This is a genomic window from Ruegeria atlantica (assembly GCF_013033965.1).
GTDB classification, from domain to species: Bacteria; Pseudomonadota; Alphaproteobacteria; order Rhodobacterales; family Rhodobacteraceae; genus Ruegeria; species Ruegeria atlantica_D.
Window position 1 is genome coordinate 22,895 of sequence record NZ_WQFE01000011.1, and the last position, 13,731, is coordinate 36,625.

Sequence of the window (13,731 nt, forward strand, 5' to 3'; positions counted from 1 at the left end):
CGGCTATCGGTGCCCCCAGTCTGCCGGGTCATCCGAATTGTTGGGCGACAGGCCCAAGATGTCACCATCCGTGGAACACCCCAGCCCCAAAACGGTCCGGTTCGCATAAGAAAAATATGCGCTGACCTGATTGATTTCGAGGATCTCACCATCGTCCCATCCAGCCGCGCGCAAAGCTTCCACGTCTTGCTGTTCCATCTCTGCCGGTGCCTCGGTCAGTTTGCGCGCATAACGCATGGCCGCGATCTGGGCCGTGTCCAGCGGAGCTTCTTCCAGTGTCCCAGCTTCAATCGCCGCACGAATTGCCCGACTACGTTCGGGATCGCCCAACAGACGCTGCAGGCCGCTATAGTGGTGCTCAACACAATAGCTGCATTTGTTCAGCGCGCTGACCCAAACCCCTAAAACCTCTAGGAACCATTTGGGCACCTTGTTGGCCGAATGGTGCAGGACATTCTTGTACATTGCCATGTGCCCCTCCATCGAATGGGGTCGAAGGCTGTGCACCATCATTATGTTGTCGACGTTGTTTCCGGGGCCAGTCACGCGTTCATAGAGTTTTTTTAGTCGGCCCGTCGCTGCCTCAAAAGGAATGGTTTCAATCCAGCTCATCCGACCCTCGTTTTCTGTCCAAATTGGCTTTGACCGGAGTGTAGAAGCGTTTCGCACCGGTTACGAGACGAAAACGAAATCGTTTTAAATCTGTTAGATGAAGTACATTAGCAGTCTGGATCAGCACACGTTGAGAAAAACCATAACACAAAAATGTTCCTTTTTCGTTCCCCCGCTCCTATGGTGATGGCGACCTAAAACTGGAAAGCCCATGTCAGAGCAAACTGCCAAATTTCAGCGCTTCAAGGCGCTCCACAATTCTCCTGGGGCTTTTGTCATGCCCAATGCGTGGGACGCGGGTTCCGCGCTGCTGTTGGCAAATCTCAGCTTCAAAGCGTTGGCCACCACCAGCGCCGGATATGCGTTTTCAAAAGGAAAACGGGATTCCTTCGCCGCCCTTGGCCGCGATGAAATCCTTAACAATGCAACAGAGATTGCAGATGCGGCAAACCTGCCGGTTTCAGCGGATTTGGAGGACGGTTTCGGAAACACACCGGATGCCTGTGCTGAAACAATCCAGATGGCATGTCGAAGTGGCCTCGTCGGAGGGTCGATCGAGGATGCAACAGGGGATCCTGACGCACCAATCTATGAAATGTCCCACGCGATTGACCGAATTCAAGCGGCCGCCGATGCGGCGCGGGAATTGCCATTTCTTCTGACGGCCAGAGCTGAGAATTTCATATGTGGACACCCGGATTTGGCAGATACGATCAAGCGCCTGCAAGCCTTTTCAGAAGCTGGCGCAGATGTGCTATATGCTCCGGGCCTTCCGGATCTGGACGCGATCAGAACCGTTTGCGCAGAAGTCGATAAGCCTGTGAATGTCGTGATGGGCCTAAGTGGCGCAACTTATTCTGTCTCAGAGCTTTCAAAAGCAGGCGTACGCCGCATCAGCGTCGGCGGATCCTTTGCCCGCACGGCATTGGCAGCGATAAGGTCGGCGGCGCAGGAAGTCATGACGAATGGAACCTTTGACTACGCTGCGAATGCCATTCCGGACAGCGAAGTCAGTCAACTCATGGCACAGAACAAATTGGGTCGCCGGGATTGAACCGCGCACTGATCGGTTTTGTTATTTCTGAATAGCCCACAATACCTCGCGCCCCTCTTCCCCCGACACACATCACCTGCCATAATGGGGCAAACCTAAAAACAAGAGCAGCACCCATGCCCGACGATCTGTTGACGCCAGAAGCGACCACAACTTATGACGCCTCCTCGATCGAGGTGCTTGAAGGGCTGGAACCGGTACGCAAACGCCCCGGCATGTATATCGGCGGCACGGACGAACGCGCGCTGCATCATATGGTGGCTGAAATCCTCGACAACTCGATGGACGAAGCGGTTGCGGGCCACGCCAACCGGATCGAGGTGGAACTGCACGCCGATTACGCGCTGACCGTGCGCGATAACGGGCGCGGCATTCCGATCGATCCGCACCCCAAATTCCCCGACAAATCGGCGTTGGAGGTCATTCTGTGCACCCTGCACGCGGGCGGTAAGTTCTCGGGCAAAGCTTACCAGACTTCGGGTGGTCTGCATGGCGTGGGTGCGTCGGTTGTGAACGCCTTGTCGGATTCAATGGTCGTCCAGGTGGCGCGCGACAAGACGCTTTTTGAACAGCGATTCTCTCGTGGTATCCCTCTGGGTCCCGTAGAAAAGGTTGGCGCAGCTCCCAACCGGCGCGGAACCACAGTGACCTTCCACGCCGACGCGGACATCTTCGGCCATCACAAGTTCAAACCCGCCCGCCTGTTCAAATCCATCCGTTCCAAGGCCTACCTGTTCTCGGGCGTCGAGATTCGCTGGAAATCTGCCATCGACGATGGCGAAACCCCGACCGAGGCCACGTTCCACTTCCCCGGCGGCCTGTCCGATTACCTCAAGGAAACGATGAACGGCTCGTCGACCTATGCCGAGCAACCCTTTGCCGGCACCGTGGACTTTCGGGAAAAGTTCGGCACCCCCGGCAAGGTCGAATGGGCGATCAACTGGACGCCCTCGCGCGACGGGTTCATCCAATCCTACTGTAACACGGTCCCTACTCCCGAAGGCGGAACCCATGTGGCCGGGTTCTGGGCCGCGGTCCTCAAGGGCATCAAGGCCTATGGCGAGCTGATCAACAATAAGAAGGCCGGTCAGATCACCCGCGATGACCTGATCACCGGCGGCTGTGCACTGGTGTCATGTTTCATCAGCGAACCGGAATTTGTGGGCCAGACCAAAGATCGCCTAGCGACGGTCGAGGCGCAGCGGCTGGTGGAGAATTCGGTCCGCGACCATTTCGATAACTGGCTGGCCGCGGACACAAAATCCGCCGGTGCGATTTTGGACTTCCTCATCCTGCGGGCTGAGGAGCGTCTGCGCCGACGCGCCGAGAAGGAAACACAACGCAAGTCCGCCACTAAGAAACTGCGTCTCCCCGGCAAGTTGGTGGACTGTTCTAGTTCAACACGCGACGGAACCGAATTATTCATCGTCGAGGGCGATTCTGCGGGCGGGTCCGCAAAAATGGGCCGAAATCGCAAGACGCAGGCCCTTTTGCCCCTGCGCGGTAAGATCCTGAACGTGCTGGGCGCGGCCAGTTCGAAACTGGGCACCAATGCCGAGATCAACGACCTGACGCAAGCTCTGGGTGTGGGGCTGGGCACCAAGTTCAACGTCGACGACCTGCGCTATGACAAGATCATCATCATGACCGACGCGGATGTGGACGGCGCGCATATCGCGGCGCTGCTGATGACGTTCTTCTTCACCCAGATGCGCCCTATGATTGACGCGGGCCACCTCTACCTCGCCTGCCCGCCCCTCTACCGCCTGACCCAAGGGGCCAAGCGCGTTTATTGCCTGGACGAGGTCGAGCGGGATGAATGGCTTGAGAAAGGTCTGGGCGGCAAGGGCAAGATCGACGTATCCCGCTTCAAGGGTCTGGGTGAGATGGACGCCAAAGACCTGAAAGAGACCACGATGGACCCCGCGTCCCGCAAACTGATCCGGGTCACCATCGACGAGGACGAACCCGGCGAGACCGGCGACCTGGTCGAACGCCTGATGGGCAAGAAACCCGAACTGCGGTTCCAATACATTCAGGAGAACGCGCGGTTCGTGGAGGAGTTGGATGTTTGAATACATCTAAACCTGAGTGGCGCGTATTTCACTGGGATTTCATCGAAACGATTGCAAACAACGGCTTAAGCAAAGTCGTTGGGATCATACCGATTGCAGGTTACTTAATTCTATTCAATGACGCATTGCTTCAATCCATCTCCTTCGATGAAATTGCAGGGGTAACACCAGAAGATACATCGCCTTTTTTTTCTTCCGGCATAACGAAACTCCGATTTACGTTCTTTGGAAGCCTATTTGTATTGGTGGCCAATTCGACTTTTAGGCTTTTTTCCCCAAAGGAGCTTAGCAGTTCAAAAACTGATATTGTTTTTTCGGATCAAGTTGTCGCAAGTTATTCGATTTCCGAGATTGCGAAAATTGAGTCGGATGTTTTGCGAGAAGACTGGATACATAGAACGCCATTTCTAAGAGAGTATGTAAGTTTCCCTTAGTAGTAAAAAACCAAGTTCCTCGAGCGTCGAGATATTCAAAAAGTGAAGATTTTGTTCCAAAAAACAGAGAATACACACGCTTAATGGCACGTGAATGGTGGACTGCCCAAATGCACTCCTGTTGGCTGGCTCGAAGAGTTTCTTTAATCGCCTGTTTTGTTGGATATACCTTTCTAGCAATTCCTACCATCGACATTGCGCAAGCTGTAATACGAGATTTTTTACTTTGGATGTTCTAAGCCAATACCTAAAAGTAGATAGGTCGCTTCCTTAAGGTTGCTACCAGTACACTGCACAACCGGCAACAAAGGCCTTAGCAGTGAGCGCTAAAATGGGTGCAGAACTTGCAAGCTCTGAGGCTAGTAAGATGCTCCACTTTGCGCGATGGCATGTTTCAATCGGAACGCCCTACCAAACACCCCCTTGCCTAACCCGTTGATCCCGTTCACACTTGCGCGCAATTGTCATCCAAGAACAAATTCTGAGGATCCGAGCGTCCAAGACCCAATTTGAACGAACAAATTTTCGAACGGGAGGACAATATGAAGACACTAACCCTCGGGCTGGCCTTCGCCTTGCTGGCCAGTCAGGCAAGCGCGCAGCAGTCGCTGATCGGCGCATCGCCTATTCCGGTCGGGGCAGAGTTACGGTTCTGCTATTACAACGGCTTGGCCTTTTCGGTGGACGCCTATGTTGTGATCTCTGGCAACAACACCGTGACCGAAACGTCCAGTGCGCGCGAAGAACACCTGTTGCGCTGTATCAAGGGCGGCGACGGCGTCATGAAGTGGAAACCGGAGAGCGGTATTCAGGTCAATCGCTGACCTGAAAAGGTGGGTGGCCTAACCCACCTTCATCTCCAGCCAGTCCGCGATCTGCCCGGCGGGATGTTCCCAGCCGGGTTCCATGAACAGGAAATGCGCGTGGTTTTCCACGGGCATAAACGTCGCGCGCTCTCCGTATAGCTTGGCCAGCGCACGGCAGGTGTCGGGGTTCACGGCGCGGTCCTCGGTGCCCGAAACGATCAGCACCGGGCAGTCGACTTTATCGATATCGACCTTCATTGCGTGGTGATCGTCGAACATCCAGAAGAACATCTCGAACATCACCCGGCCGCTTTCGGCCCCCAGTTGGTCGAACACCTCATGCTGCTGCGCCTCGGACATCTTGTTTAGCGCAAAGGGGGCCATCAGGTCGAACTCGACCCGCATGGGCTGTTTCCAGAACGCTCCACCTTCCATCAGCGCACGCGGGATGGCGCGTTCATCGTCGGTCTCGGGCAACGTCCCCCACGGCGCATTCGGGTTGATCAGAACAATCGCACTGGCCAGCCCGCGTGAAGCCACCTGTTGTGCCACCACACCAGCGATGGCATGGCCAAGGATGACCGGTTTGCTGTCTAACCCCTGCACGAATTCAGCGATGTCATTTGCGTAATCCATCACGCTGGTATCGGTCAGGCCCGGGTCGGGTTCGGCCTTGGGGTCCCCACCATGAAAGCGCAACGCGGGGGTGTGTACGGTCCAGCCCCTGTCCCGGAAGAAACCCGCGTAGTCCTGCATGCACCACGGCCCGGCAAACGCCCCGTGGATCAGTACAATCTCTTTGGTCATGAAATTCACTCCCTCGCCAATCACAAATACTATGCGAGACGAAGGGCGTAAGCGGCAAGGCCGCCGCGATCAGACGGCTAGGCCAATCAGGGCGACACCAATGGCCATCAGAACCGCAGCACCCAGCCGCCGCATCCAGTTACCTTCATGCAGGAAGATAAACCCGATCAACGCAGCAAAGATCACAGAGGTTTCCCTAAGCGCGGAAACTGCACCCAGCGGAGCGAAGTTCTTGGCATAAAGAACAAGGCCATAAGCGGTCATCGACACCAACCCGCCGAGAATACCAATCATCCACGTTTTGGCAGGAAGGTTGGCCAAGGTGTCCCGTTTTTTGACACCGACAAATCCGGCGATGAACAGGTGCAGAAACGCCCCCCATGCCCAGTAGCTGAGCGTATTGCCCGACAACCGCACACCGATGCCGTCCACGACCGAATAGATCGAGATGCAAAAGCCCGTGCCCAAGGCAAATCCCAGTGCCCAGCGTCCGACACCGGACCGCAGGGCGCTCCAACTGCTGAGCTGAATACCGAGCGCGATCAGTGCTATTCCGCCCCACGCTTGCAACGGCAGCACCTCGCCCACCAGTATCATAGCCCAGAGCGAGACCAGAGCAGGCACGATACCGCGCGCGATTGGATAAACGACGCTTAAGTCCCCATGCTGATAGGCTTTGCCCAGCATGAAGTAGTACCCGAAATGCACGACAGTTGAGATCAGGATATAAGGAAAACTTTCAGCACTGGGCAGCGGCAGCAGCAGGATCATCGCCATCGCAGGGATGACATGGCCCAGCGCGACCAGCCCAAGTGTCGTGGTCCGGTCGGCCGCAGTTTTGACAATCGCGTTCCACACTGCGTGCAGCAGCGCGGCCGTCAGAATGATGGCGATTACAAACGGGGTCACGTCCCAACCTTTCGCACAGGAAAAACCGGCCCGAGAACCGGGCCGGTTTCGTTACTCGCACAGTGTGAGACCGATCACAATGCAGCCTTGAAGAGCGTGGTCAGGTTGTCCTCAGTCAGCTCGATCGGGTTACCGCCGCAGGACGGGTCGATGATCGCACCCCGCACGAGTTCCGGGATCGCCGCTTCGGTCACACCCAGATCGGACAACTTGGCCGGGATACCCAACGAGTCATTGAACTCCTGAACAAAACCTCTGACCCCGTCAAAGCCACCGTTGATGCCCAGATAGGCTGCGGCCGACTGGAATCGGTCTGCAATCGCCGGGGCGTTGAACTCCAGAACCGAAGGCATGCAGACCGCGTTGGTGGTGCCGTGGTGGGTATTGAAGTGCGCACCGATGGGGTGGCTCATGGCGTGGATCGCGCCCAGGCCTTTCTGGAAAGCGGTGGCCCCCATGGCTGCGGCGCTCATCATCTGCGCGCGGGCTTCTATATCGGTGCCATCTGCATAAGCACGTGGCAGGTACTCCTTAACCAGCCGCATACCCTCCAGCGCGATGCCCTGGCTCATCGGGTGGTAGTGAGGGCTGGAGAACGCCTCGACACAATGGGCAAAGGCATCCAGCCCGGTGCCCGCTGTGATGAACTTGGGCATCCCAACCGTCAGTTCGGGGTCACAAATCACCACGGTGGGCAAAACCTTGGGGTGGAAGATGATCTTCTTCGCGTGGGTCTCGGAATTGGTGATGACACTCGCGCGCCCGACCTCGGATCCTGTCCCCGCTGTGGTCGGGACAGCGATGATCGGCGCAATAACGTCCGCGTCGGCACGGGTCCACCAGTCACCAATATCCTCAAAATCCCAGACGGGGCGCGTCTGGCCCGCCATGAAAGCGACCATTTTGCCAAGGTCCAACCCCGAGCCGCCGCCAAAGGCGATCACACCATCATGGCCGCCTGCGTTGTAGGCCGCGACTCCTGCTTCAAGGTTTTTTTCGTTCGGGTTCGGGTCCACATCGCTGAACAAACCACGCCCCAACCCCGCGGCATCCATGATGTCCAGCGTCGCTGTGGTGATTGGCAGGTCGGCCAGGCCCTTGTCTGTGACCAGCAATGGTCTCTTTATACCAGCGGCAGCGCACGCCTCGGGCAGTTCCTTGATGCGCCCTGCCCCAAATTTGATAGCGGTCGGATAGGACCAGTTTCCAACAAGTGACATGTCAGGTTTCCTTTGTGATTTGAGGCCTGCCCGGCCGAGGGGGTCTGTACCGGGCAGGCCGGTGCCCTTAGTCCGTGACCTTTTTCAGGTGGTAGGATTTGGGACGTGTCAGATTGTGATAGCCGATGACGGACAAACCGCCGCCGCGCCCGGTATTCTTGCAACCGGTCCAGCAGAGACCGGGGTCCAGATAGTCGGCGCGGTTCATGAACACGGTGCCAGTTTCGATCTGGTCGCCAACACGCGCAGCCCGATCCACATCGCGGGTCCAGAGGCTGGCGGTCAGGCCGAATTCACTGTCATTCATCAAGGCAATGGCCTCCTCGTCCGAGGACACTTTCATGATGCCGACCACTGGACCAAAGCTCTCATCCCGCATCACCCGCATGTCGTGGGTGACGTTGGTCAGGATTTGCGGTGTCAGATAAGCCCCGCCATCATCCTCGGGAAATGTGTCGATATGGGCTACTGCCCCGGCCTCAACCGCCTCGGCGATCTGCGCGCGAACTTCATCGGCGAAACGCACATTTGCCATCGGTCCAATTGTTGTCTCTGTATCCAGCGGATTGCCCAGCTTGTACCCTTTCACGACCTCAACAGCCTTCGAGACGAAGTCGTCATAAAGGCTTTCGTGGACGTAAATTCGCTCGATCCCACAACAGCACTGGCCCGAATTAAACATCGCTCCGTCGATCAGCGTATCGACAGCCGCATTCAGATCGGCGTCGTCCATGACATAGCCAGGGTCCTTGCCACCCAACTCCGTGCCGACACCAGTAAAGGTGCCCGCCGCCGCGCGCTCCATCGCTTGGCCGCCGCCGACCGAGCCGGTGAAATTCACGAAATCAATAGCATTGCCCGCGATCAGGTCATTGGTCACGTCATGGCTCAGGAACACGTTCTGGAACACATCCTCAGGCACACCTGCCGAATGGAAAGCCCGCGCCATACGCTCACCGACCAACAGGGTCTGCGTGGCATGCTTCAGGATCACCGTGTTCCCGGCAATCAGCGCTGGTGCGACCGTATTGATCGCCGTCATATACGGATAGTTCCACGGTGCCACCACAAAGACGACGCCATGCGGGATGCGCTTGATGTACCGCTTGAAGGTCTCATCCTCGCCCACCGCGATGTCGGCCAGCGAGCCTTCCGCAATCTCGGCCATATGGCTGGCGCGCTCATTAAAGCCGCCAAACTCACCGCCATAGCGAACCGGGCGTCCCATCATTTGCGCCAGTTCGGGCACGATTTCGTCATTCATCGCGCCGACAGCAGCCACGCCTGCCATCACAAGATCAATCCGTTCCTGTAACGGGCGCGATGCCCATTCAGTTTGTGCAGCTCGAGCGCGGTCTGCGGCTTCAAACGCAGCCTCACGCGACAGCACCTCACGTTCCGCATAAACCGATCCATCGATCGGCGAGATGCATTTCAACATCTGGCCCATGTTCACTCCATTCTCACTGAAAGCAGGATCTCTGCTTCATATGGCCAAAAATATCCCGGGGAGCGCGAGGGGCAGCGCCCCTCGTTCTAGCCGTTCAAGCCCGCTCAAACCCCCGTGCAACTTCCCAATCGGTCACAACACGCTCGAATTCCTCGATCTCGACTTCCGCTGCGCGAGTATAGTGATCGACCACGTCGTCTCCCATCGCCGCGCGCAGCATCTCTGACCCGTGCAACGCATCCCGCGCCGCGCGCAGGTTGCCAGGGATCATGCCAGTTTCGCCCTGGTACACATCGCCCTTGGTGGGGGCCTGCAATTCCAGCCCCTCTTCTATACCTGCAATTCCAGCTGCCAACATTCCTGCCATTGCAAGGTAAGGGTTCATGTCCGAACCCGGTATCCGGCATTCGACCCGAACCGCTTTGGTGCCATAGCCGCACAGGCGGAACCCGGCAGTGCGGTTGTCGACCGACCAGATGATCCGCGTGGGCGCAAAGGTGCCCTTCATGAAACGTTTGTAGCTGTTGATATAAGGCGCCATAAAATAGGTATAGTCGCCCGCGTATTTCAGCAGACCCGCCATGTAGCTTTTCATCAAGGCTGACATGCCCAACTCATCCGCAGCGTCATAGAAGGCAGGCTTTCCATCGGCCCAAAGTGACTGATGCACGTGAGACGAACTGCCCACCTTATCGTGATGCCATTTCGGCAGGAACGTCGCCGCGTGACCGTGCTGCCACGCGATCTCTTTCACCGCGTTCTTAGCGATCGAATGATACTCGGCCGTGTCCATGGCCGGGGCGTATTTGATGTTCAGCTCTTCCTGCCCGGTCTCGGCCTCACCCTTCGAGTTCTCAACCGGAATCCCCGCATTCCAAAGGTGGTTGCGGATCGGGCGCATCACATGCTCTTCCTTGGTGGTCTGGAGGATGTGATAGTCTTCGTTATAGCCCGAGATCGGCTCCAGATCGCGGAAGCCTTCCTTGCGGATCTGATCAAAGCTCTTCTCAAAGAGGAAAAACTCCAGCTCGGTGGCGCACATCGCATCATAGCCCATGGCTTTCAGCCGGTTGACCTGCTTCTTCAAAATGGACCGAGGCGCGTGTGGAACCTCTTCATGGGTGTGGTGATCCAGCACATCGCACATCACCATCGCCGTGCCTTCCAGCCACGGCACCGGGCGCAGCGTGCTCAGATCGGGCTTCATGACATAATCGCCATAACCCCGCTCCCAACTGGTCGAGGCATAGCCGTCGGGCGTGCCCATCTCCAGATCCGTGGCCAGCAGGTAATTGCAACAATGGGTTTCTTCCCACGCACCTGCCACGAAATGACCTGCGTGAAACCGCTTGCCCATCAGCCGGCCCTGCATGTCCACCATGCAAACCAGTACGGTGTCGACCTCGCCCGCTTCGAATTTGGCTTTCAGATCGGCCAAAATCGCTTCATTGCCCATCATTGGTTTCCCCTGTCACTCGCTTTCACGTGCCCGCCATCAGTCATCGTTGGCTTCTTTTTCCATTTCCATCACCAGACGCGTCTCCAGAACCTGACCGCTTTTGTAGAGGATCGGGTACGCAACGGCAGCGATATGCCCGTGCAGATCCCGCATGGACCGCAAGGTTTCCAGGTGCAGGTCGCTGGACTGGAAACTCTCGGTCTGACCGCGCTCCAGCCGTTTTAGGTGCGCCTTACGGCTGTCGCGTGACATCCGCTTGACCTCGGCCTTGTCCAGCACCAACCGGCGCGCGCAATCCATGTCGTCCACCAACAGCACGTGTCGCGCCAGCGAGAAGCTCTCCAGAATGGCCGCGTGCAAATCCTTCAGCTCTTTCCAGCCTTGCGCTGAAAACTCCGCGCGTTCCGTGTGTTTGATCTGTGCCGTGCGCGTCATCCGGTTCGAGACGACGTCGCCCGCAGCCTCAAGACGGATGGCATATTCAACCAAACCCCGCGCGGCTTTCACTTGGGCCTTACTCATGTTCTGCCGCGGCATACGCGCAACAAAGCGACGGATCTCGGTCAGTTGCGCGTTGACTCGTTCGTCCTGTTGCCAAAGTGCGGAAATCGCGTCGCTGTCGTCTTGTTCATAGATATCCAGCACCGGGCGGAACATACGCTCGACCTGCGTAATCATCTGCAACAGCTCGTGGCGCACAGAGGACATTGCAACGCTGGCCCTTGAACCACTGGGATCACCCAACGGCGTCAGCGCATCCGAGAATTGATCCAGCGCATTGGCCTCGGCTTTGGGCTCCGCCATCAGAACGGCCATCGGCTGTTCCAATTGGTTCACAAAGCTGGTCGCCAGCAGGAATACCGCAAGGTTGAACCCGATATGCGCAAAAATCAGGGATTGTGCCGGGCCGGTCACCATCAGCGCCTCGTGCAATCCACCGACATTGACAACAATCAGCATCACCAGTGCTGCCGTGCCCCGCAATAGCAGATTGGCCAGCGGAATACGCCGTGCGGTCACCGTCATATCGCGGGTCAACCAGATCGGAATAAAAGCCGAGCCCAGATTTGCACCCAAAACCAGAGACAGCCCTGCGGTGAAAGGGATTGCGCCAATTTGAACCAGTGCAACACACATCAGGATCGTCGCAACCGAGCTGTGCATGACAAAGGCCAGCACCGCACCAACGATAAAGGCGCTGAAATAGTCGGTCTCAAGATACCCTGCGATCGCGGGCAGGAACGCGCTTTCGCGGATCGGCTCGACTGCTTCGCGCAGGAACTGAAGCGAAATCAGAATAAAGGCGACACCCAGAACGATCCGCCCCATAAGCCGAACATTCGACCTTTCGGACTTAAGGTACAGCCAGCCGCCCAACGCCAGCAGCGCGGGCTGAAGCCAGCCCAGATCATAGGACAGAACCTGAATGACCAGCGCGGCACCCAGATCAGCACCCAGCACACCTGCCAGCGCCATCCCAAACGTCACCATCCCCGCCGCAGCGAAACCTGTCAGCAAGACCGTAACGGCAGCCGAACTTTGCAGGATAGTGGCCAGAATCATGCCAGCCCCCCCTGCAACAAAGCTGTTGGAGTGGCGTGTCAGGATCGACTGGAACAACGCGCCAAAACGCCGTTCGATGCCGGTGCGCACCAGACGCACGGCAAACAGCAGCAACATAGTTGCGGCAAAAATCTCAATCAAAAAGCTCGCGATAGCCATATGTTCAAACCTCGTCTGACCGGTGTGCACAGATGTGCTTCCGGTTTCGTTTTTCTATTCTTGGAACAGACGAGAGCATAAATGGTGTCGCTTAATGATGTCCAATCCCGACGCAAGGGGTGCCCCTCGCGTCGGGAAGAAGGGTTTCTTAGCCGTAACGGTAAGGCCGGCCGGCCTTGAGCATCTCGGCGTTGTAACGTTTGAAGATGTCGACAACCTTGGCCTTGGTCTCGGACTCGGCTGCGATTTCATCCCAGAACTTGACAGCGGCTTCCTCGACGGTTGCCCATTCTTCGTCCGGAATCGAGGTCAGCTGCATCTTGGTGCCGTTGACGCGCAGGTTGGCCTCACCGCCCCAATACCACCACTGGCGATAATAGTGCGACTGGTCACAGCAGACCTTGAACAAGGTCTGCAGGTCTTCCGGCAGTTCGTTCCAGCGGTCCATATTGGCAAAGAAGTGACCCGCCCATGCACCCGACACGTTGTTAGTCAGGAAGTAGTTAGTCACGTCGGCCCAGCCAACGGTGTAATCTTCGGTGATGCCCGACCACGCGATACCGTCCAACTCGCCCGTTTGAACCGCGACTTCAATGTCTTCCCATGGCAGGGTGACCGGCACGACACCAAACTGCGACAGGAAGCGACCCGCCGTTGGGAATGTGAAGATGCGTTTGCCCTTCATATCCGCCAGCGAGTTGATCGGGTCTTTGGTCGCAAAGTGGCACGGATCCCATGCACCGGCGCTGATGTGCTTGACGCCGACCTTCGAGTATTCCTCGTCCCAGATCTCGTTCAGGCCCCACTGGTTGAACAGAACGGGCACGTCGAGCGAATAGCGCGAGGCAAACGGGAAGTAGCCGCCAAAAACGGTGACTTCGGTCGGTGACGCCATCGAGTCATCATCCGACTGCACAGCGTCGATGGTGCCCTTCTGCATCGCGCGGAACAATTCGCCCGTCGGGACCAGCTGATCGGCATAGAACAGTTCGATCTGCATCCGGTCACCGGCAATCTGGTTGAACATTTTGATCGCGGGATCAATCACATGCTCGGCCAGCGCAGGACCCGCATAGGTCTGCATCCGCCATGTAATCGTGTTCTGCGCCAGTGCGGGCGTCGCCAGCGGTGCGGCTGCAACGCCGACCCCAGCGGTTTTCAGAAACTTACGTCTTGTCGTCAT

General features: G+C 57.2%; 12 protein-coding genes. 4 read left to right on the plus strand and 8 right to left on the minus strand.

The genetic code is table 11. The features are described 5' to 3' along the window. Positions 1–3: 3 nt before the first annotated feature. A complete protein-coding gene (locus tag GOW16_RS17725; RefSeq protein ID WP_170417570.1) occupies positions 4–612 on the minus strand; it encodes a carboxymuconolactone decarboxylase family protein in 609 nt (202 codons plus the stop codon). 211 nt (positions 613–823) lie between these two features. On the opposite strand from GOW16_RS17725, the gene GOW16_RS17730 reads away from it, so the two are divergent. The 4 genes from GOW16_RS17730 (at position 824) to GOW16_RS17745 (ending at position 4,999) form a co-directional block, all read left to right on the plus strand. Continuing rightward, on the plus strand, positions 824–1,666 hold the full coding sequence (locus tag GOW16_RS17730; protein ID WP_170417573.1) for an isocitrate lyase/PEP mutase family protein: 843 nt from the start codon (positions 824–826) through the stop codon (positions 1,664–1,666). 116 nt (positions 1,667–1,782) lie between these two features. Then, positions 1,783–3,741 carry a DNA topoisomerase IV subunit B gene (gene parE, locus GOW16_RS17735; protein ID WP_170417576.1) on the plus strand — a complete coding sequence of 653 codons (1,959 nt, stop codon included), beginning with the start codon at positions 1,783–1,785 and terminating at the stop codon, positions 3,739–3,741. Further along, positions 3,738–4,175: a hypothetical protein gene (locus tag GOW16_RS17740; protein WP_170417580.1), complete on the plus strand. Its 438-nt coding sequence runs from the start codon at positions 3,738–3,740 to the stop codon at positions 4,173–4,175. The genes parE and GOW16_RS17740 overlap by 4 nt, the downstream gene beginning before the upstream one ends. 542 nt (positions 4,176–4,717) lie before the next feature. Continuing rightward, a complete protein-coding gene (locus GOW16_RS17745) occupies positions 4,718–4,999 on the plus strand; it encodes a hypothetical protein (protein ID WP_170417583.1) in 282 nt (93 codons plus the stop codon). An 18-nt stretch (positions 5,000–5,017) separates the two neighbouring features. On the opposite strand, the gene GOW16_RS17750 is transcribed toward GOW16_RS17745, so the two are convergent. The 7 genes from GOW16_RS17750 to GOW16_RS17780 form a co-directional block, all read right to left on the minus strand. After that, positions 5,018–5,788 (minus strand): alpha/beta hydrolase, encoded by a 771-nt coding sequence (locus GOW16_RS17750; protein WP_170417586.1) that lies wholly within the window; start codon positions 5,786–5,788, stop codon positions 5,018–5,020. A gap of 69 nt (positions 5,789–5,857) precedes the next feature. Then, positions 5,858–6,697, minus strand: coding sequence for an EamA family transporter (locus GOW16_RS17755; RefSeq protein ID WP_170417589.1), 840 nt, complete (start codon positions 6,695–6,697; stop codon positions 5,858–5,860). Between the two features lie 74 nt (positions 6,698–6,771). Further along, positions 6,772–7,917 carry an iron-containing alcohol dehydrogenase gene (locus GOW16_RS17760; protein WP_170417592.1) on the minus strand — a complete coding sequence of 382 codons (1,146 nt, stop codon included), beginning with the start codon at positions 7,915–7,917 and terminating at the stop codon, positions 6,772–6,774. A gap of 67 nt (positions 7,918–7,984) precedes the next feature. After that, on the minus strand, positions 7,985–9,367 hold the full coding sequence (locus GOW16_RS17765; RefSeq protein WP_170417595.1) for an aldehyde dehydrogenase family protein: 1,383 nt from the start codon (positions 9,365–9,367) through the stop codon (positions 7,985–7,987). A gap of 94 nt (positions 9,368–9,461) precedes the next feature. After that, on the minus strand, positions 9,462–10,823 hold the full coding sequence (locus GOW16_RS17770; protein ID WP_170417991.1) for a glutamine synthetase family protein: 1,362 nt from the start codon (positions 10,821–10,823) through the stop codon (positions 9,462–9,464). A gap of 39 nt (positions 10,824–10,862) precedes the next feature. Continuing rightward, positions 10,863–12,548 carry a Na/Pi cotransporter family protein gene (locus GOW16_RS17775; protein ID WP_170417598.1) on the minus strand — a complete coding sequence of 562 codons (1,686 nt, stop codon included), beginning with the start codon at positions 12,546–12,548 and terminating at the stop codon, positions 10,863–10,865. Between the two features lie 148 nt (positions 12,549–12,696). Beyond that, on the minus strand, positions 12,697–13,731 hold the full coding sequence (locus GOW16_RS17780) for a TRAP transporter substrate-binding protein (protein ID WP_170417601.1): 1,035 nt from the start codon (positions 13,729–13,731) through the stop codon (positions 12,697–12,699).